This window comes from Micromonospora chokoriensis, from assembly GCF_900091505.1.
In the GTDB taxonomy this organism is placed as follows: domain Bacteria; phylum Actinomycetota; class Actinomycetes; order Mycobacteriales; family Micromonosporaceae; genus Micromonospora; species Micromonospora chokoriensis.
The window spans coordinates 4,913,343-4,931,595 of record NZ_LT607409.1; the positions used below are offsets into that span (position 1 = coordinate 4,913,343).

Genomic DNA, 18,253 nt, shown 5'->3' on the forward strand with positions numbered 1-18,253 from the left:
CTGCGGCGACATGTCACATTCGGGCCGCGACGCCATCACGGATCCGACGCTCGGCTTCGCCACCGGGGCGCTCCAGGCCGGCTCGGGCTGAATCGTTTACGGCATCAGCTCCATAGGCAGCCCACAAAGCATCCCCGGCCGGCCGGCTGACCGCCCGGTCAGACCTTGAGCAGCACCTTCGTGCAGTCGTCCTGCTTCTTCTGGAAGATCTTGTAGCCCTTCGGGGCGTCGCGCAGCGGCATCCGGTGGCTGACGATGAAGCTGGGGTCGATCTCGCCGCGTTGGATGCGGTCCAGGAGCGGGCGGGTGTAGCGCTGGACGTGGCACTGACCGGTCCGCATGGTCAGCGACCGGTTCATGAACGCGCCCATCGGGAACGTGTCGACGAACCCGCCGTACGCGCCGACGACCGACACCACACCACCCGAGCGGCAGGCCAGGATCGCCTGGCGCAGGGCGAACGGCCGTTCCGTCTCGACGCGCGCGGCCTGCTTCGCCCGGTCGTAGGCGTACATCGCGGCGTTGCCGTGGTGTCCTTCCAGGCCAACCGCGTCGATGCACGCGTCGGGCCCTCGGCCGGCGGTCATCTCGTTGAGGGTGTCCAGCACGTCGGACTCCTCGTAGTTGACGGTCTCGGCACCGATGTGCTCCTCGGCCAGCCGCAGCCGGTACGGGTAACGGTCGATGATGATCACCTGCTCGGCGCCGAGCAGGCGGGCGCTGGCCGCGGCGAACAGCCCGACCGGCCCGGCGCCCCAGACCGCGACGACCTGACCGGGTTTGATGTCGCACATCTCGGCGCCCATGTAGCCGGTCGGGAACACGTCGGCGAGCATGACCGCCTGGTCGTCGGTGACCTCGTCGGGCACCTTCAACGGGCCGACGTCGGCGAACGGCACCCGGGCGTACTCGGCCTGACCGCCGGCGTAGCCGCCGAGCAGGTGGGAGTAGCCGAAGATGCCCGACGGCGAATGCCCCATGATCTTCTCGGCGATGCCGGCGTTGGGGTTGGAGTTCTCGCACACCGAGTAGAGGCCACGCTGACAGGACGAGCAGTGCCCACAGGCGATCGGGAAGGGCACCACCACCCGATCGCCCGGCTTGAGGTTGCGGACCTGCGGGCCCACCTCGACCACCTCGCCCATGAACTCGTGACCGAGGATGTCGCCCTTGCGCATCGCGGGGATGTAGCCGTGGTAGAGGTGCAGGTCGGAGCCGCAGATCGCGGTGGTGGTGATCCGCACTATCGCGTCCCGGGCGTTCATGATCGTGGGGTCGGGTACGTCGATCACCTTGACGCTGTCGGTGCCCATCCAGGCGGTGGCCTTCATTCTCGGTCCCTCTCCAAAGCGTGGGCGCGGATCAACGGCGGGACGACGGCAGCGGCTGGGCGGGGCGCTGCGCGGCCTGTTGGCGTACGGAGATGCCGTTGGGGCTGCTCTCGGAGCGGACCACCTCGCCGGTCTCCAGCACCTGCTTAAACCGGCGCAGGTCGTCCCGGACCTGCTGCTCGGGTTCCTCGCCGAAGAGCTTCGCCACCGTTCTGCCGAGCGCTCCGGCGGGTGGCGCGTAGCGCAGCTCCACCCGGACCTCGGTGCCCCGGTCACCGGGCGCGGGCACGAATCGCACCCGACCGGCGTTGGGCACGCCGGTACCGGGCAACGATCGCCAGGTGATCGACTTGTTCGGCTGGTCGTCGATGATCTCGGCATCCCACTCGACGTGTCGACCCGCCGGGCCTCGGGCGACCCAGTGCGAGCGGCGCAGGTCGTCGGCGCGTACCGATTCGAGGTGCGCCATGAACCGGGGCAGGTTCTCGACGTCGCGCCAGAACCGGTACGCCTCGGCGGGCGAGCGGTTGACGGTCACGGCGATCTCCATCCGGATCACCCGGGCGCGAGCACGTCTTGCCCGGCCGATGCGCACCGCGGAGAGCAGATCGAGGGCGGTGATCCCGGCGACCGCGGCCGTGGTCAGCGCGACCCGGCGGCGGCGCTCACCGTCGCGGTCGGCGAGGGCACGCCCGAGCACTGTCAGGTCCATGGCGTCGCCGGCCACCCGGCTCCACGCCCAGCCCGCGGGGCGACGGCCGCTGAGCAGGCCGGCGGCGCTGCCCAGCTCGCGCAGACCGATCGTCGGGAGCACAGCCCGCGCGGCCGGCGAGTCGTCCACCCCGGTCAGTCGCGCGAGCGGGCCGGGCGCGACCAGCGCGCCCACGCCCAGGGCCAGGCTCAGCAGGCCGAGCGCGCTCGGCAGCCTCGCCGGCACCGGCCCGTCCAACTCCGGCAGGAGCACAGTCTCGACACGGCTCATGTCCGTTTCCTCCGGTGAACGTCACCACCGGTCCACCGCGGAGCGCGGTGGACCTGCCCCGTGACGCTATGCGGTACTCGTGACCCGTGCGCCCGATTCGGGCACAAGGCCCCTTGCGCACAGGCCCGCGCTGATTGCCGGCCCTCCAACCGTCGGCATAGCGACATTGACCGATTTGGATCGGCTACGGACCGTTAGCGTCGGCTCACCCCAACGGAAGGGACCACGCCCATGAGCCGCGCACTCCTGCGCCACCTGACCGCCACCGTCGCCGTAGCACTGCTCGTCGTGGAGGCCGCCGCGCCGGCTGCCGCGCGTACCCCAGGGTCCGGGTCTTCCACGCCCGGCCAGGTCCGCACGGTGGTGCGCGACGCGGCCACCGGCGCGCCGGTCGCCCGGGCCTGCGCCGCGCTCGTGCCGACCGACGCCGCCGCGTTGTCGGCCGTCACGCAGGGCGAGGACCAACTCGGCCGGTACGGGGGCTGCTCCGACGAGCAGGGTGTCCTGCTGACCAGCGACGTGGCCCCGGGAACGTACCGGCTGCTGGTGCGCCCCTACGACGCGACGGTCCACGGCTGGCAATGGGTGGGCCGGCACGGCGGCACCGGTGAGCGCGAACGGGCGCAGGTGGTCCACGTCCGGGCCGGCACGGTGACCAACGCCCCGGCCGTCCGGCTCGACCCGCCCGGCACCGTCGTCGGCGTGGTGACCGATGCCGCGACCGGCGCACCGGTTCCCTACGCGTTGGTGATGGTGGTGCCGTACGTGCCGCACCCGAAGTACGGCGACCACGGCCCCATGACCGACGAGGAGGGCCGTTACACGATCACCGGTCTCGGGCCGTACCACTGGCCGGTGCAGTTCGCCGCGAGCGGGTTCGCGACCGTGTGGTCCGGTGGGGTGGGCACCCGGGCGCAGGCGCGGACGGTGCGGGTCCGCGCCCAACAGACGGCGACCCTGAACCAGGCGCTTCCCGCCGGGACCCCGCTCACCGGGGAGGTACGCGTCGACGAGCTGGCCACCTACGCCCAGGTGGTCGCATTCGACGCGGTGACCGGGGACCTGGCCGGCGTGGCGGACGTGGGCGACGGTTACGGCCTGCGCCTGCTCCCCGGTCAGCGGGTGAAGCTGCGCTGCGACTGCTCGTACGCCCAGCCGGTGTGGCACCGGGACGCGGCCGGATTCGACGCCGCGACCTCGGTGCGGATCCGGCGTGCACCGCGCGTCGTGGACTTCGACCTGAGGTGACCCGGCGGCCTACCGCACCCACCGGATCACGGTGACCAGACCGACGACGGTCAGTGCCACCAGGACCACGCCGACAGTCGGATATCGCTGACCGACATGTGCCCGGCAGAGTTAACAGCGGCCCAGTTCGGGTAGGCACCCGGGCTTCTGCAGCGGCCGGGGAGGTGGGATGACGGCGACCAGCGCCTTTTTCGACCGGTTGACAGTCGCCGGCCAGGACCCGCGTTTCAGCAAGGTCTGTGGGAGTGTGCGCTTCGACATCCGGGACGGGGACCACCTCGACCAGTGGCTCCTCGACATCGACCACGGCCGGATGCGGGTGACGAGGAGCGGCGCGCCGGCCACCACCGTGATCATGGTTTCGGCGCGGGTGGCGGACGCGATGGCCCGTGGCGAGGTGAACGGGCTGGCGGCGATCACCCGGGGCGAGATCCTGGTCGACGGTGACCTCGGCCTGGCGTTGCGGATCGGGCGCCTGTTCCCGCGGGAGCCGGAGCCGCCGGAACACGGCGGCCGAGACGACGGCCGGGACGCCGCCCGAAACGACGGCCCGGACGGCGGCGGGTGACCGATGCAGGACATCCAGGGCACCGTGGCGTGCATCGACGGGAACACCTTCATGGTGTCCGACGCCAGTGGCGATGTGGAGTCCTCCCCCGCCGCTCCGGTCGGGCTGTTCGCCGCCGACACCCGCTTCCTGTCCCGCTGGATGCTCTTCGTCAACGGCGAGTGCATGACCGCGTTGTCGGTGGACGACAGCCAGTACTACGAGGTCACGTTCTTCGTGGTGCCGGGCGCGGCGGTGGACTACGTGCAGGCCGACGTGTCGGCGATCCGGCGCAGGCGGATCGGCCCGGACCTCACCGAGTCGTTGACGATCTTCAACTACGGCGAGCGGGAGATGGAACTCGACATCCGCCTGGAGGTGGCCGCCGACTTCGCCGACATCTTCGAGATCAAGTTCGACGTCAGCGACAAGGCCGGCACGTACTACACGGAGGTCGGGCCGAACGATCTGCGCCTGGGATACCGGCGGTCCACGTACCACCGTGAGGTGGTCGTCTCCGCCACCGAACCCGCCGAGTACGACCCGGACGGCCTGCGGTTCACGGTCCAGCTCGGCCCCGGAGAGCAGTGGTCGACGCGCCTACAGGCGGCGATGCGGGCGCTACGCCCGGACGGCGTCGACCTGCGCTCCGCCCTGCGGGCGCAGCGTCCGGACGAGACCACCCTGCCGGCCAGTCTGCGGGCCTGGGTCGCGGCGGCCCCGACGTTGGACACCGACAGCGTCGCCCTCCAACAGGTGTACACCCGCAGCCTGGTGGACCTGGCCGCGCTGCGCTTCGCTCCGCTGTCGTTGGGCGGCGCGACAGTGCCGGCGGCCGGGCTGCCCTGGTTCATGACCCTGTTCGGCCGGGACAGCCTGCTGACCTGCTTGCAGACCCTGGCCGTGACGCCGTCGCTGGCTCCGCCGACGCTGCGGATCCTGGCGTCGCTGCAGGGCGCCCGGCGCGACGACGTGCTGGAGGAGGATCCCGGCCGGATCCTGCACGAGCTGCGCTACGGGGAGTCGGCCGCGTTCGAGGAACAGCCGCACTCCCCGTACTACGGCACGGTGGACGCGTCGCCGCTGTTCGTGGTGCTGCTCGACGAGTACGAGCGGTGGAGCGGCGACACCGCGCTGGCGCTGGAGCTGGAGCAGGAGGCTCGCGCCGCCCTGACCTGGATCGACAGGTACGCGGACCTGACCTCCACCGGCTACATCTGGTACGAGCGGCGCAACCGTGCCACCGGCCTCGACAACCAGTGCTGGAAGGACTCCTGGGACAGCATCTCCTACGCCGACGGTCGGCTGCCCGGCTTCCCGAGGGCCACCTGCGAAACCCAGGGGTACGCCTACGACGCCAAGATCCGGGGTGCGCGGCTGGCGCGTACCGTCTGGGGCGACCCGGCCTTCGCCGACCGGCTGGAGCAGGAGGCGGCGGCCCTGTACGACCGCTTCAACCGGGACTTCTGGTTGGAGGACCGCGGCTTCTACGCCCTCGCCCTGGACCACGACGGCACTCCCGTCGACAGTCTGTCCTCCAACATCGGGCATCTGCTGTGGAGCGGCATCGTGCCGCCGGAGAGGGCCCCGCGGATCGTCGAGCACCTGATGGGTCCGGCGCTCTTCTCCGGTTGGGGGGTGCGGACGTTCGCCGAGGGGCAGCGCCGGTACAACCCGCTCGGCTACCACAACGGCACGGTCTGGCCGTTTGACAACTCGTTCATCGCCTGGGGTCTGCGCCGGTACGGCTTCACCAGCGAGGCGGGCCGTATCGCCGAGAGCATCCTCTCCGCGGCCACCTACTTCCAGGGGCGGCTGCCCGAGGCGTTCGGCGGGTTCGACCGCGCCACCACCCGGTACCCGGTCCGGTACCCCACCGCCGGCAGCCCACAGGCGTGGTCCAGCGGGGCGTGCATGCTGCTCATCCGCACCATGCTCGGCCTCAACCCGCACGAGGACCATCTGGCCGTGGACCCCGCGCTGCCGCACGCCTTCGGTCGGATGGCGCTGCTGGACATCCCCGGCCGTTGGGGCAAGGCCGACGCGTTCGCCCGCCATCGCCCCGATCATCCCCCGTCGTAGCGACGACAGCGGGCGGGCGCGACCGGGGAGCAGTTCCGGTTGCGCCCGCCTCGTGCGTCGGTCAGTCGGCGGACAGCCCTCTGGTCGCCAGTTCGCTGAGCGACCCGCCACCGCCGCCGAGGGCCTCGCGCGCCGCCTCCGGGTTGCACACCTGGAACGCCTCCACCACGAAGGTCGGCGAGCCGGAGCGACCCTTGATGCCGTCCACCTCCTGTCGGTCGGGGTTGAAGGGCAACGTGCGCCACTGCTCCGCGACCTGCGGCCAGGTGGAGGAGATCGTCGTGACCAGGCTGTCGACCAGGCTCGCCCAGTCCTCGGGGCTGATCGGCCGGCCCCGCCCGTATCGGTCGCGCAGCGCGAGGATGTCGGCGCCCGCCGTGCCGGCGTAGCTGTCGTCCAGCCCGAGCCACCAGTGCGCGAAGTACGCACCCTGGTAGCCCTGGGCAAGATAGCGCGTCCCGTCGTGGTGCACCTCGATGACGAAGTTGTGCACCTGGGGGAACTGACAGTCCAGCAGCAGGACGGTCTTGGCACTGGCGGGCGTGGCGAGCAGTGCCTTCCTGAGATCGTCACCCTCACCCGCGCCGAAGGTCTCCGCCGGCTTCCCGACGAGTTCGCCGCCCTTGGCTTTCAACTGCTCACGGATCTGGTACGCGGCGAGGCCGCAGTTGGCCCACCGTCGGCTCTTGTCGCGCAGTGTCACCTGCTTGTCGTCGGTCCGCCCGGTGCTCGCCAGCGCCGTGTCGAGCTTCGTCAGCACGGCGCCGTCGAGGGCCTGGTCCCGCTGCCGCTGGTCGGGGCCGCCGGCGAACCCCTTCCGGGCGTAGTCGGTGGCGGCCTTCACGGCGTCGACCCAGGTGTCGAAGCGCTTGGCGTCGCCGAACCTGGTCGCCGACCAGGTGACCAGCTGCCCGAGCGCGTCGCCCTCGAAGCCTTTCGGCAGCAGCGTTTCGATCCGCTCGGCGATCTCGCCGTAAGCCTTCTCGTCGTCCTCCAGGTTGGGGATCTGACCACCGGGGTACGTCGCCTTGTCCTCGGCGATGAACAGCATGCCGAACCTCCACAGTCCCTTGTGCACGGTCACCCGCAGTGGCGAGTCGACTACCAGGCTGGGCCATCGGAGGGGCATCGCATGCGCAACGTCGGAATTTTGTCCACCGTCCTCCACTGTGGGCGGACGCCGTCGATCAGCCGTCGCGCAGCCCGAGGACGTACGTCGCCGTCATGGCGACGACCCGGTCCTGGTCCCGGCTCAGCTCGGCGAGGGCGCAGGAGGCGGCCGGCCCGGGGATGTCCGCGAGCGCCTGGGTCAACCGTCGACGCGCCGACTGTCGCACCGATTCGTGCGCGAGGCGGTCGACGAGCGTGGTCGTGATCCGGTCCGCCAACGCGCTGTCGTTCGCCAACGCGCTCAACGCGTCGGCGGCGTCGACGTCGTGGGCCTCCTCCACGACCATGTCGACGAGTGTCGCAACGGCGTCGGCCACGCCCCGCGCGCCGAGCGCCAGAGCCGCGTGTCGGCGGACCACGACGTCGGCGTGGGTGAGGGCGTCGCGCAGCAGGTCGGTCGCCGCGTCGTGCGGGATCTCGACGACCGTTTCGACGGCCCGTCTGCGTACCACTGCGTCCGGCGACCGCAGTCCTTCCGCCAGCAGGGCCAGCCCGCTGTCGGCGGACTGCGCCAGGGCCCAGCGCAGGGCACCGGCGACGTTCGGGTCGGCCTCGCCGAGCACCGCCTCGACCAGGGCCTCCACCGGGACCTTCTCCGCCGAGGACAGGGCAGCACGCTGACGCCGGCCGGCGCTCTCCGAACCCAGTCCGCGCAGCAGGGCGACGGTCTCCAGGACGTCCGCCCAGTCGGCCGGGTCCGCCGCACCGATCCGGCGCAGCCGGTTCAGCAACTCCGTCTCGCCCGCGATGCGCTCCCGCGTCTGTCGGATGAGGTCGTCGACGAGGGCCGAGGGAGCGAACCCGGGGTCGTCGAGCGCCCGCCGGACGTCGCGCAGCGACAGCCCCAGCGACCGTAGGCTCTCGACCTGGAAGATCAGCTGGATGTCCGCGGTGGTGTACTCGCGGTAGCCGGTGCTGGTCCGACCGGTCGGCCGGACCAGCCCGAGCGAGTCGTAGTGCCGGAGCATGCGCGCGCTCACCCCGGACCGCCGTGCCACCTCGCCGATCAGCACCCGGTCACCCGCTCGCCGCCGCCGGGCCGAGTGCCACCACACGGATGGCCTCGTCGGTCGCGTACTCGAAACCGGCGTCCGGGTCCTCCCACAGCCGCTGGGTGGCGGTGGCGTGCGCGCGTACCCGAGGATCGGGGTCGGTCGCCGCGGCCCCCAGGATCGGGATGATCACCTCGCCGAGCGCGATCAGCGCTCGGCTCAAGCTCAACCGCGTCTCCCGGTTGCCCCGCCCCAACTGCGTCGACAGCACCTCGGCCAGGTCGGTCGCCGCACCGTCGGGCACCAGGGCGACCGCCGCCCGCCAGGCGCTGCGGGCCACCTCGTCGTCGGCGTCGGTGAGCAGCGCCCGCGTGATCGCCGGCCACGCCCGCCGGTCCCCGATCTTCGACAGCGTGTGCAGCGCCTGGCTGCGCGCCTGCGCGCGCTCCGCGCCGAGTTCGCCGAGCAGCCTGGGGACCGTCAGCGCCGCCGGGTGGCGGGTCAGGGCCCAGGTGAGCATTTCGCGTACGGAGAAGTCGGGCTCGACCGCGCAGCGCGCGACGAGCGGGTCGACGCCTCGTGGGTCCGGGGTCGTGCCGACGGCCAGGGCCGCGCGCAGCCGCACCGACGCGTCGGTGTGTTTCAGCCCCTGGAGAGCCCTCATGGTGGTCGTGTCCTGTTGTGGACCGGTCATCGAACTCACCTCCTCGGACCCCAGTGCAGACCTTGTCACTGTGTCAAGGTCAAGCGATCCTCGCCTGCGCCTTTTCCGCACTGCGGGCCGGTACCGCGTGCCACACTCCGAGGTGTCCTCGATGGTCCTGCACGTTCGGCTGCGGGCGGCGGGTCGACGCCCAGCTGCGGAAGGGGCGAGGATGCCACCAACCTGGCTGCTGGCGCTGTCCTGGGCCGCGCTGGCGGCGGGGTTCGTCAGCACGGGATGAACCCCAGCACGGGGGCGATCCACGCCGCGTGACCCGCTCGACGCGCCCAGGCCGGCGGTGGTGGCGTAGGCGGGGCGTCGACTGCGGGCCGGAAACCGGCGGTTCACCTCCGGGCACGGCCGGCACCAGCCCGGAGACCTGGTGGAGAACGGGGTCCGCGCCAACGCCGTCGCCCAGGTGGCGGCGCTCAGTGCCCGCAGCTCGATCATCTCGGAGAAGGTGCACCAGGGCACGCTGCGCGTCGTGGGCGCCCGCTACGACCTGGACAACGGGCGAGTTTCGCTGGTGGCCTGACGAGAGCCGCCGACTAGGGTTCAGTCATGGTCGATCGGCGCCAGGTGTTGAACTTCCGCGTCCACGCCCAGCAGCTCGACCGGGGCGCGGGCACGCTCGCCGACACCGCCGTGCTGGACATCGGGGTGCAGAACACCGGGCCGGACGGTGCCCGGTGGGCGCTGGCGGTGCGCGGGGTCGACGTGACCACGTTGTCCGACACGGAGGTGGTCCTGCTGTGGACCGTGCGGGGCGCTCCACACCTCTACCGTCGTGCCGACGTCGGCACGGTGGCGGCCGCTGTCGAACCCTTCACCGACGCGGACGCCGGCAAGCGCATCTACGACGCGTCCCGACCCTTGAAAGCCGCTGGCATCGGCAACCTCGCGGCCCTCGACGAGGTGGCCGCCCGCATGCGGGCTGTCGTCACCAGGCCGACGGTCAAGGGGGACGTGTCCGGCCGCCTGGCCACGATGCTGCCCGAGCCGTACCTGCGGTCCTGCCGGCCGTGCGACGCCACCCACCTGTACGAGATGCCGTTCCGGCTCGCCGCCGTGCGGGCCGGACTGGAACTCCAGCTCGACACGTCACCTCCGATCCTGCGGCGCATCGCCGGGTTCCGGAAGGCAGCCGCTGCGGGCGACCGGTTCGACCTCATCCGCGCGTACCTTCGGCTGCTCGGCCCGGCGACCCCGAAACAGGTGGCCGACTATCTCGACGCCCCGGTCAAGGACGTGAAGACGCTGTGGCCCGAGGACGTGGTCGAGGTGACTGTCGACGGTGAGGTGCGCTCACTGCTGGCGGCCGACATACCTGCGCTGGAGTCGGCCGACGGCACGGGCACCCGCCTCCTCGGCCCGTACGACCTGTTCCTGCAGGCGAAGGACCGGGCGACACTGGTGCCGAACGCTGCCCACGCCAAGGAGTTGTGGCCCGTGCTGGGTCGCCCCGGCGCCGTCCTGGTCGACGGCGAGTTGGTGGGCATCTGGCGTCCGCGCACGTCCGGCAGGAAGCTCACGGTCGCCGTGCGTCCCTGGCAGCGGCTGTCGGGCGCGACGCGCGACGCCATCACCGCCCAGGCCGAACGCCTCGCCGCGCACCGGGCCGTCGCCCTGGCCGGTGTCGACGTCGCCGGCTAGTCACTCACCGCACCGTCCAGGCGACGGCGGGAGGCTGCACCCGGGCGCAGCGCGGCCCGCCGGCGGCGTCGGTCAGCCCGACCCGGCCGACCAGCACCCCGCGGCCCTCGTGTGCGGCGCGCAGCAACTCGGGCGGGACGTCGGTGAACATCAGCTTCGCTCGTCGGAACACCGCGAAGCCGTCCTCGGTCACCGCGCCCCAGCTCAGGTACAGGAATCGTGCACCGGGGCGGCCGTGCACCCACGGGCCGCCGACGTCGAGCATCCCGTCGATCTCACGGCTGGACACCTCGACGTGCCAGGTGGCGTCGGCGGCGTCGGCCGGCACCAGATCGACCACCTCGGCCTTGCGTTGGACGCCGACGTGCACGTTGCCCCGCCGCAGCGCGTCGACCTCCGCACCGGTACCGCGACCGGGCAGGTCGGTGCCGTCGATCCGGATCCGCATGCTGGCGATTCTCGTTCCTCGACCGGTGCGGGTGCGCCAGTCGGTGGTGGCGGTGCCCGCCTGGTGGGGCCGACCGGGAAGTGCGGCGGTCAGGCAGGTCACCGCACCGCCCGAGGGGCAAAAAAGTAAAGGCAAGGAGATGACTCTCCCTGCCGCTTCTAACGTATATCGCACCTGGGGGCTTGCGGCAAGACCCCGGTCCTGGCGCAGAATCTGCGGCCGGACCAGCATCAGGACGCAACGGGGGGCACGACATGGGTGTGTTGTCGATGGACGAGGGCCGCAGCGACCTCGCACCGCTGGTGGACCTCCGGGAGGTCGACGAGACGCAGGTGGCGGTCGTCGGGGGCAAGGCCGCGCACCTGGGCGTGCTGTCGCGGATCGACGGGGTACGCGTACCGGCCGGGTTCTGCGTGACGACGACCGCCTTCCGGCGGGTCATGGCGCAGACTCCGTCGGTCGACGAGCTGCTCGACCAGCTCTCCCGCCTCGACCCGGACGACCGGGAGGCGATCGGTACGCTCAGCGCGGAGATCCGCCGGAGCATCGAGGAGACCCCGGTCCCGGGCGACCTGGCGGCCGCGATCACCGGCGCGCTCGCCGGGTTCGGCGCGGAGGCGGCCTACGCCGTCCGGTCCAGCGCGACGGCGGAGGACTCCCCCACGGCCTCCTTCGCGGGTCAGCAGGACACCTACCTGAACGTGGTGGGGCCGCAGGAGATCCTGCGGCACGTCAGCCGGTGCTGGGCGTCGCTGTTCACCGAGCGGGCCGTCGTCTACCGGCTGCGCAACGGCGTCGACCACCGTGCGGTGCGGATGGCTGTCGTCGTACAGCAGATGGTCTTTCCGGACGCGGCCGGCATCCTGTTCACCGCCGACCCGGTGTCGGGCGACCGGAGGGTCGCCACGGTGGACGCCGGCTTCGGTCTCGGCGAGGCCCTGGTGTCCGGCCTGGTGAACCCGGACGTCTTCACGGTGCGCGACGGCGAGGTCGTCACCAGGGCGGTGGCCGCCAAACACCGTGCCGTCGTCGCCGTGCCGGGCGGCGGTACGCGGGAGGTGGCGATCGACCCGCAGCGCCAGGAGCAGCCGGCGTTGACCGAGGCGCAGGTCGTGCGGCTGGTGCGGCTCGGGCGACGGATCGAGGCTCACGTTGGCCGCCCGCAGGACATCGAATGGTGCCTGGTCGACGACGACTTCCTGATCGTGCAGAGCCGGCCGATCACCACGCTGTTCCCGCTGCCCGCGGCCGGCGACCAGGGCAACCACGTCTACCTCTCGGTCGGTCACCAGCAGATGATGACCGACGCCATGAGGCCGCTGGGGCTGTCCATGTGGCAGTTGACGGCCATGGCTCCGATGTTGGAGGCCGGCGGCCGGTTGTTCGTCGACGCCATCGGGCTGCTGGCCTCGCCGGGTCGCGCCGGGTTCCTGGAGATGGTCGGGAAGTCCGATCCGCTGATGAGGGACGCGTTGCAGACGCTCCTCGACCGCCCGGGGTTCGTTCCGACGACGCCTGTGGCTGAGGGTGGTCCCGCCCGGCTGCCGACCGGCGGCGCGTCGATCGAGACCGACCCGACCATCGTGACCGAGCTGGTCGAGCGCAACGAGGCGTCCGTCGCCGCCCTGCGGCGGGACATCGCGACGGTGACCGGTACGGCGCTGTTCGACTTCCTGCTGGAGGCCTCCGAGGAACACAAGCGGATCCTCACCGACCCGCTGACCATGCAGGCGATCATGGCCGGCATGGAGGCCACCTGGTGGCTCAACGACCGGCTGTACGAGTGGCTGGGCGAGAAGAACGCCGCGGACACCCTCACCCTGTCCGCCCCCGGCAACATCACCTCGGAGATGGGCCTGGCGCTGCTGGACGTCGCCGACGAGATCCGTCCGCATCCGGAGGTGGTGGCGTTCCTGCGCGGCGTCGAGGACGACGGCTTCCTCGACGAGCTGCCGAAACTCCCGGGCGGGGCCACCGCGCGCGACGCCATCGAGGCGTACCTCGACCGGTACGGCATGCGCTGCGTCGGGGAGATCGACATCACCCGGCCACGGTGGAGCGAACGCCCCGGCACGCTCGTGCCGGTGATCCTCGACAACGTCCGGCTCTTCGAGCCCGGTGCCGCCAGGAGACGCTTCGCGCAGGGGCAGCGGCAGGCGCGCGAGAAGGCGCAGGAGGTGTTGACGCGCCTGCGGGCGCTGCCGGACGGGGAACGCAAGGCCGACGAGACCGAGCGCATGATCGAGCGGGTACGGACCTTCGTCGGCTACCGGGAGTACCCGAAGTACGGCATCGTCAGCCGCTACTTCGTCTACAAGAAGGCCCTGCTCGCCGAGGCCGAGCGCCTCGTGCGGGCCGGTGTGCTCACCGAGCGGGAGGACGTCTTCTACCTCACGTTCCAGGAGTTCCACGAGGCCGTGCGCTCGCACCGGGTGGACCACGAGCTGATCAGTCAGCGCCGGGACGAGTTCCGGGCGTACCAGGCGCTCACACCTCCCCGGGTGATGACCTCGGACGGCGAGGTCCTCACCGGGGCCTACCGACGGGACGACGTGCCGCCCGGCGCGCTGATCGGGGTGCCGGTGTCCGCCGGGACCGTCGAGGGCCGCGCCCGCGTCATCCTCGACATGGCCGAGGCCGATCTCGAAGCCGGCGACATCCTCGTCACGGCCCACACGGACCCCAGCTGGACGCCCCTGTTCGTCGGCATCGCCGGCCTGGTCACGGAGGTCGGCGGGTTGATGACGCACGGCGCGGTGATCGCCCGGGAGTACGGCCTGCCGGCCGTCGTCAGCGTCCTCGACGCCACCCGGCTGATCCGCGACGGGCAGCGGATCCGCGTGCACGGCAGCGACGGGTACGTCGAGATCCTGCCCTGACACTCGCGGACCGACAAACAGCCGCCGCCGGCGCGGACCACGCCGCGCAGAACGCCCCACCGGTCACACATTACCGATTTTCGGCGGTCGACTGAATCACATTCACGGTGCCGGCCGGCCCGGCGATTCCCGTCTACGTAATCCCAGGTGAAGCCCCCATCGATCCACTCCAGGCGCTTAATGGAGACTTAAGAAAGTGCGGCCGAAAAACTGTTATCCGACGCCGACAAGCCGGCCACCAGGGAACGTCCGAAATGGTTCCCTTAATTCTTCGTCCACGAGTTGATGCGAATCCCCCGGCCCACTCATACTTCTTTCGCCATCAGCTGTGTCGTCGACTCGAAGGACAATTGGTAATGCGGACTCCCCCCGCGCATGTCGCACCGCCGGACCGGGCGCGCAAGCGTCGTCGTGTCACCCGCCTCACGCTGGCCGGCGCGGTCGCCGCCGCGCTGACCGCGAGCGGCATCTACATCGCCGGCGCCCAGGCCGAGGAGGTCGCCGTCCCGGGCCGGGTCCAGGCGGAGGCCTTCGCGGCGCAGTCCGGCGCGCAGACCGAGAGCACCGGCGACGCCGACGGCGGCCGCAACGTCGGCTGGCTGGCCAACGGCGACTGGCTGCGGTACGACGGCGTGTCCATCACCGGCGCCGACCTGACCGCCCGGGTGTCGTCGCACAACTCCGCCGGCGGCACCGTCGAACTGCGCCTCGGCGCGCAGGACGGCACGGTGCTGGCCAGCTTCCCGATCGCCCAGACCGGCGGCTGGCAGAAGTGGACGACAGTCGCCGCGAAGGCGTCGAGTGTGCCCGCCGGCCCGCAGACCGTCTTCGCCGTGCTGAAGAGCACCTCGACGTCGGACTTCGTCAACCTGAACTGGTTCACGTTCGGCCCCGCGGCCGGCGCGTCGCCCAGCGCCTCGACCACGCCGAGCACGTCGCCGAGCGCCTCGGCCACCCCGAGCGTCACGCCGTCGTCGTCCGCCTCCGCGTCGGTGCCGCCGAGCGCGCCGGCCGGCTGGGTGCCTGTGGACCAGGCCCGGTGGAACAGGGAACTGGCCGCCTTCAACGCGATCACGCCGAAGGCGGTGACGCCGGGCACCACCAGGGTCCCCGAGTTCCACACCGACTGCGAGGTCGCCAACTCCGCGCCGGACGACCCGATCGTCGTGCCCGGCCTGCCCGGCGCCTCCCACATGCACACCTTCTTCGGTACGAAGGTCGACGCCTTCACCACGACGGACCAGCTGCTCTCCGCGACGACCAACTGCAACGCCCCGGGTGACAACAGCGCCTACTGGGTCCCGGAGCTGCGCAAGGACGGCAAGGCCGTGCCGATCAAGAGCTTCCGCGTCTACTACGGCTCACGGGTCAAGGACCCGTCGACCGTCAAGCCGTTCCCGCCGGGCCTGCGGGTCGTCGAGGGTGACGCGAAGAGGCAGGTGGACACCCCGAAGAACGCCGGTAGCAACCAGTTCTGGTGCGCCGGCAGCGCCGAGATCGGCCGCAGCGCCGACGGCAACTGGCCGGTCTGCGCCCCCGGCGGCAACCTGATCTTCCAGCTCGTGTTCAAGGACTGCTGGGACGGCAAGAACATCGACTCGCCCGACCACAAGTCGCACATGGGCGACCCGGTGAACGGGGTCTGCACCGGCAAGTACCCGGTGGCCGTGCCGGATCTGTCCTTCATGGTGAACTACCAGTCGCTGGGCGGTGACGGTCTCAGCCTCTCCTCCGGCAAGCCGTCGTCCATGCACGGTGACTTCATGAACGCCTGGGAGCCGGCCCGCCTCGGTGCACTGGTGAAGTCCTGCCTCAACCAGAACGCCAAGTGCGACACCGAGGTGACCTTCGCCGGCGGCTGACCGACCCTGGACAGAGATGGCCCTCGCACTCCGGTGCGGGGGCCGTCAGTCTGTGGGAGGCGGGTCCTAGAGTGGCCGGCGTGTGGATCAAGACCGGTGCCGTGACAGCCACACTGACCCTGCTGGCGACCCTCACTGTCGGCTGTACGTCGACCCCTCCCCCGCCGATCCCGACGAACGCCGACCTGACGCGAGCCTGGTGCGGCTCCTCCGGCGACCGCATCGACCTGCGGCAGGACGGGTCGTCGCGGGTCGAGCCGATGTCCGACACCTATCTTTCACACCTCCTTCGCGACCTCCGCGACACGTGGACCGACCAGTTCATCTGGCGTACCTACTTCGACGGCCGCAAGCCCACGTCCACCGACGGCACGTGGCTGCTCAGCGAAGACGAGCACGTCGACTCCCGCTGGTGGGTGCGGCTGGACTTCGGAAAACGCGCGTCCGCGAGTCGGCACGAGCAGGAGGCCCCCGATCCGTACGAGTTCGGCGACGCGTTGCTCGTCAGCCACGACGGCAACGGCTTCGAACTGCTCGCCCTCAACGGGAGGCCCGACGAAGGCTGGTCGAGCCGGTTCACGGCCTGCGTCGACTGATCGATGGGCACCACCGTGCGGGCGAGTCGATGACGGGCAGTCTCTGGGTCGAGACCACGACCTCGACCTGGCCGGCGCGGTGCGCGCCGTCCGCAACCGCCACGAGCACGTGAAGGTCGTCGGGAGCCGGCCTCAGCGGGCGGCCTCGTCGGGGACGGACCGCGGGTGCCGGAGCGCGCTCAGCAGGGCCGTGACGACGGCAACCACCAGCAGGGCCCGCACCACGTTGAACAGCACCGTGTCGCCGGTGGAGTGGGGTGGGAAGAAATCCTTCACGAGCCAGCCGCCGCCCAGCCCGAGGCCCAGGCAGACGTACATCCCGGCCCGCAGTCGTGGGAAGGGCTGTGGGCGGCCGAAGATCCGGGGCACCTGCGTGCCGCCACGGCTTCGGTAGAGCAGCACGGTGGCCATGGCCAGGCTGGCCGTGAGGCAGGCGACGGCCAGGACCACGTCCACGGATTCCACGGGCCACAGGTTATCCGAGGTACGCCCGCAGCAGGTCCGCGTCGGGTGGCCGGTGGAGAACCGCAACAGCGCAACGCGCGGGGGCACCGGCGACCGCCAGGCCGAGCCGGGATCAGTTGTAGAGCCAGGCGGCGCCGCAGCAGGCGAGCAAGGCCAGGAGCACAGCCGAGATCAGCAGCAGTACGAGAAGCGTGGCCAGGTCGCTGCGCGCCGGCACGCTCTCGGCCACCCCGGCCGGGCTCTGCTCGGGCAGGGCCGCGTCGTCGGACGGCACGGGAGATTGTGGCGGTGACCCGCCTTCGGATGGCTCGGCTACGGACACCCCATGATCATGCCAATTCTGCCATCGGACTCAGCCCCCCGCCCAGCATGGCCGGGCCGGCGGCAGTGGCAGGGTTCGGGCCCCACACGGCAGTCCGCCGCGCCCGCTCATGGCCTGCTCGTGGCCTGCGCCGGCTGCCCGCCGCCACGATCCGCACAACATCACGGATGTTGGTGTCTCCCGCCTGCCGGAGGCAGCAACATCCCGGAACTTGCGCGGATCTTGGGGCGCCGCGCCGCGCCGCGCCGCGCCGCGAGCCCGGGAGCGCAGCGGCGCGAGCCCGGGAGCGCAGCGGCGGGAGCGCAGCGCGGCTGTTAGGAGAGGGCTCCGCCGACCAGCGCGAAACTCACCAGGATCACGGCCGCCAGGGGTACGGCCACCGCGAGGGCGAGTGCCCGCTGACGGTGTGACCTGCCGGTCAGCGCGACGATCAGCAGACCCAGGGCGATGTCGATGGCGACGTTCCACCACATGCTGGAGGAGTAGTTGGGGTGGGTCGCCTTGCCGGCGAACCGGACGGCTTCCTCGAAGAACACTGCTGCCGGCAGCGCCGCGCCGACGACCTGCCGCCAACCCGTGCCGCGCGCCCACGTTCCCGCGGTGCCGAACACCACTCCGGCGAGCACCCCGAAGAACATCCAGACCAGGGACGACGGTGCCCAGAGGACCGCGAGGTCGTCGCCTTGCAGGAGTGTGGCCGCGAGGTAGTAGCTGGGTACCGCGACGACGAGCAGGACGGTGGCGCCGAGCGCGGCGCGAAGCCACCCGGACCGTACCCGGTATCCGAAGAAGAAGGCAGCGACCGCCCAGGTGGCGGTGGAGTTGCCGAGTTCGGCGACGGGGAACGGCAGCCACTTGATCCAGCAGAAGTCGAGGACGCCGAGCAGGAAGCCGCCCACCACGGAGGCGAGCGCCACCGTCCGATCACCAGGTCGCATGATCACCGAGCATACCGAGTATGCGGCACCACCCC

Annotated in this window: 18 protein-coding genes; 9 read left to right on the forward strand and 9 right to left on the reverse strand. The window is 71.3% G+C overall.

Annotated features, from left to right (window positions below):
• Positions 1-158: 158 nt before the first annotated feature.
• Positions 159-1,331 carry a zinc-dependent alcohol dehydrogenase gene (locus GA0070612_RS22775; protein WP_088989769.1) on the reverse strand — a complete coding sequence of 391 codons (1,173 nt, stop codon included), beginning with the start codon at positions 1,329-1,331 and terminating at the stop codon, positions 159-161.
• A 31-nt stretch (positions 1,332-1,362) separates the two neighbouring features.
• Positions 1,363-2,313 carry an SRPBCC family protein gene (locus GA0070612_RS22780; RefSeq protein WP_088989770.1) on the reverse strand — a complete coding sequence of 317 codons (951 nt, stop codon included), beginning with the start codon at positions 2,311-2,313 and terminating at the stop codon, positions 1,363-1,365.
• A gap of 231 nt (positions 2,314-2,544) precedes the next feature.
• Between GA0070612_RS22780 and GA0070612_RS22785 the strand changes: the two genes are divergently transcribed.
• From GA0070612_RS22785 to GA0070612_RS22795, 3 genes are all read left to right on the forward strand, one after another.
• Positions 2,545-3,561 (forward strand): carboxypeptidase-like regulatory domain-containing protein, encoded by a 1,017-nt coding sequence (locus GA0070612_RS22785; protein ID WP_088989771.1) that lies wholly within the window; start codon positions 2,545-2,547, stop codon positions 3,559-3,561.
• 169 nt (positions 3,562-3,730) lie between these two features.
• On the forward strand, positions 3,731-4,129 hold the full coding sequence (locus tag GA0070612_RS22790; protein ID WP_088989772.1) for an SCP2 sterol-binding domain-containing protein: 399 nt from the start codon (positions 3,731-3,733) through the stop codon (positions 4,127-4,129).
• 3 nt (positions 4,130-4,132) lie between these two features.
• Positions 4,133-6,190, forward strand: coding sequence for an amylo-alpha-1,6-glucosidase (locus tag GA0070612_RS22795; protein ID WP_088989773.1), 2,058 nt, complete (start codon positions 4,133-4,135; stop codon positions 6,188-6,190).
• A gap of 61 nt (positions 6,191-6,251) precedes the next feature.
• Here the strand turns inward: GA0070612_RS22795 and GA0070612_RS22800 are convergent, their stop codons facing one another.
• The 3 genes from GA0070612_RS22800 to GA0070612_RS22810 all read right to left on the reverse strand — a co-directional run bounded on the left by GA0070612_RS22800 (position 6,252) and on the right by GA0070612_RS22810 (position 9,046).
• The gene (locus GA0070612_RS22800; protein WP_157742569.1) at positions 6,252-7,241 is read right to left on the reverse strand and encodes a hypothetical protein; all 990 of its coding nucleotides are present in this window, start codon (positions 7,239-7,241) and stop codon (positions 6,252-6,254) included.
• Positions 7,242-7,377: 136 nt separating this feature from the next.
• Complete coding sequence (locus tag GA0070612_RS22805) at positions 7,378-8,373, reverse strand: MerR family transcriptional regulator (protein ID WP_088991695.1); 996 nt, start codon at positions 8,371-8,373, stop codon at positions 7,378-7,380.
• A 4-nt stretch (positions 8,374-8,377) separates the two neighbouring features.
• On the reverse strand, positions 8,378-9,046 hold the full coding sequence (locus GA0070612_RS22810; protein WP_088989775.1) for a HEAT repeat domain-containing protein: 669 nt from the start codon (positions 9,044-9,046) through the stop codon (positions 8,378-8,380).
• Positions 9,047-9,167: 121 nt separating this feature from the next.
• On the opposite strand from GA0070612_RS22810, the gene GA0070612_RS32855 reads away from it, so the two are divergent.
• The 3 genes from GA0070612_RS32855 (at position 9,168) to GA0070612_RS22820 (ending at position 10,708) form a co-directional block, all read left to right on the forward strand.
• Positions 9,168-9,296, forward strand: coding sequence for a hypothetical protein (locus GA0070612_RS32855; RefSeq protein ID WP_269458268.1), 129 nt, complete (start codon positions 9,168-9,170; stop codon positions 9,294-9,296).
• Positions 9,297-9,437: 141 nt separating this feature from the next.
• Positions 9,438-9,590 (forward strand): carbonic anhydrase, encoded by a 153-nt coding sequence (locus tag GA0070612_RS22815; RefSeq protein WP_231924297.1) that lies wholly within the window; start codon positions 9,438-9,440, stop codon positions 9,588-9,590.
• A 26-nt stretch (positions 9,591-9,616) separates the two neighbouring features.
• Entirely contained in the window at positions 9,617-10,708 is a 1,092-nt protein-coding gene (locus GA0070612_RS22820) for a winged helix DNA-binding domain-containing protein (RefSeq protein WP_088989776.1), read from the forward strand.
• Positions 10,709-10,712: 4 nt separating this feature from the next.
• On the opposite strand, the gene GA0070612_RS22825 is transcribed toward GA0070612_RS22820, so the two are convergent.
• Positions 10,713-11,156 (reverse strand): DUF5990 family protein, encoded by a 444-nt coding sequence (locus tag GA0070612_RS22825; RefSeq protein WP_088989777.1) that lies wholly within the window; start codon positions 11,154-11,156, stop codon positions 10,713-10,715.
• 254 nt (positions 11,157-11,410) lie between these two features.
• Here GA0070612_RS22825 and rph point away from each other — a divergent pair, with 254 nt between their 5' ends.
• From rph to GA0070612_RS22840, 3 genes are all read left to right on the forward strand, one after another.
• Positions 11,411-14,035, forward strand: a complete 2,625-nt coding sequence (gene rph, locus GA0070612_RS22830; RefSeq protein ID WP_231924298.1) for a rifamycin-inactivating phosphotransferase — start codon at positions 11,411-11,413, stop codon at positions 14,033-14,035.
• A 356-nt stretch (positions 14,036-14,391) separates the two neighbouring features.
• Positions 14,392-15,897, forward strand: coding sequence for a DUF1996 domain-containing protein (locus GA0070612_RS22835; protein WP_088989778.1), 1,506 nt, complete (start codon positions 14,392-14,394; stop codon positions 15,895-15,897).
• 80 nt (positions 15,898-15,977) lie between these two features.
• Positions 15,978-16,493, forward strand: a complete 516-nt coding sequence (locus tag GA0070612_RS22840; RefSeq protein ID WP_157742570.1) for a hypothetical protein — start codon at positions 15,978-15,980, stop codon at positions 16,491-16,493.
• A 132-nt stretch (positions 16,494-16,625) separates the two neighbouring features.
• Here the strand turns inward: GA0070612_RS22840 and GA0070612_RS22845 are convergent, their stop codons facing one another.
• The 3 genes from GA0070612_RS22845 to GA0070612_RS22850 all read right to left on the reverse strand — a co-directional run bounded on the left by GA0070612_RS22845 (position 16,626) and on the right by GA0070612_RS22850 (position 18,218).
• A complete protein-coding gene (locus GA0070612_RS22845; protein ID WP_088989780.1) occupies positions 16,626-16,958 on the reverse strand; it encodes a hypothetical protein in 333 nt (110 codons plus the stop codon).
• A gap of 112 nt (positions 16,959-17,070) precedes the next feature.
• Complete coding sequence (locus GA0070612_RS31575) at positions 17,071-17,232, reverse strand: hypothetical protein (protein WP_157742571.1); 162 nt, start codon at positions 17,230-17,232, stop codon at positions 17,071-17,073.
• 362 nt (positions 17,233-17,594) lie between these two features.
• Positions 17,595-18,218, reverse strand: a complete 624-nt coding sequence (locus GA0070612_RS22850) for a DUF6518 family protein (RefSeq protein ID WP_088991697.1) — start codon at positions 18,216-18,218, stop codon at positions 17,595-17,597.
• Positions 18,219-18,253: the final 35 nt, after the last annotated feature.

Bases quoted from the DNA above. Each gene is read 5' to 3' on its own strand.
- GA0070612_RS22775 (WP_088989769.1), bottom strand. From the start codon at position 1,331: ATGAAGGCCACCGCCTGGATGGGCACCGACAGCGTCAAGGTGATCGAC.
- GA0070612_RS22780 (WP_088989770.1), bottom strand. From the start codon at position 2,313: ATGAGCCGTGTCGAGACTGTGCTCCTGCCGGAGTTGGACGGGCCGGTG.
- GA0070612_RS22785 (WP_088989771.1), top strand. From the start codon at position 2,545: ATGAGCCGCGCACTCCTGCGCCACCTGACCGCCACCGTCGCCGTAGCA.
- GA0070612_RS22790 (WP_088989772.1), top strand. From the start codon at position 3,731: ATGACGGCGACCAGCGCCTTTTTCGACCGGTTGACAGTCGCCGGCCAG.
- GA0070612_RS22795 (WP_088989773.1), top strand. From the start codon at position 4,133: ATGCAGGACATCCAGGGCACCGTGGCGTGCATCGACGGGAACACCTTC.
- GA0070612_RS22800 (WP_157742569.1), bottom strand. From the start codon at position 7,241: ATGCTGTTCATCGCCGAGGACAAGGCGACGTACCCCGGTGGTCAGATC.
- GA0070612_RS22810 (WP_088989775.1), bottom strand. From the start codon at position 9,046: ATGACCGGTCCACAACAGGACACGACCACCATGAGGGCTCTCCAGGGG.
- GA0070612_RS32855 (WP_269458268.1), top strand. From the start codon at position 9,168: ATGGTCCTGCACGTTCGGCTGCGGGCGGCGGGTCGACGCCCAGCTGCG.
- GA0070612_RS22820 (WP_088989776.1), top strand. From the start codon at position 9,617: ATGGTCGATCGGCGCCAGGTGTTGAACTTCCGCGTCCACGCCCAGCAG.
- GA0070612_RS22825 (WP_088989777.1), bottom strand. From the start codon at position 11,156: ATGCGGATCCGGATCGACGGCACCGACCTGCCCGGTCGCGGTACCGGT.
- rph (WP_231924298.1), top strand. From the start codon at position 11,411: ATGGGTGTGTTGTCGATGGACGAGGGCCGCAGCGACCTCGCACCGCTG.
- GA0070612_RS22835 (WP_088989778.1), top strand. From the start codon at position 14,392: ATGCGGACTCCCCCCGCGCATGTCGCACCGCCGGACCGGGCGCGCAAG.
- GA0070612_RS22850 (WP_088991697.1), bottom strand. From the start codon at position 18,218: ATGCGACCTGGTGATCGGACGGTGGCGCTCGCCTCCGTGGTGGGCGGC.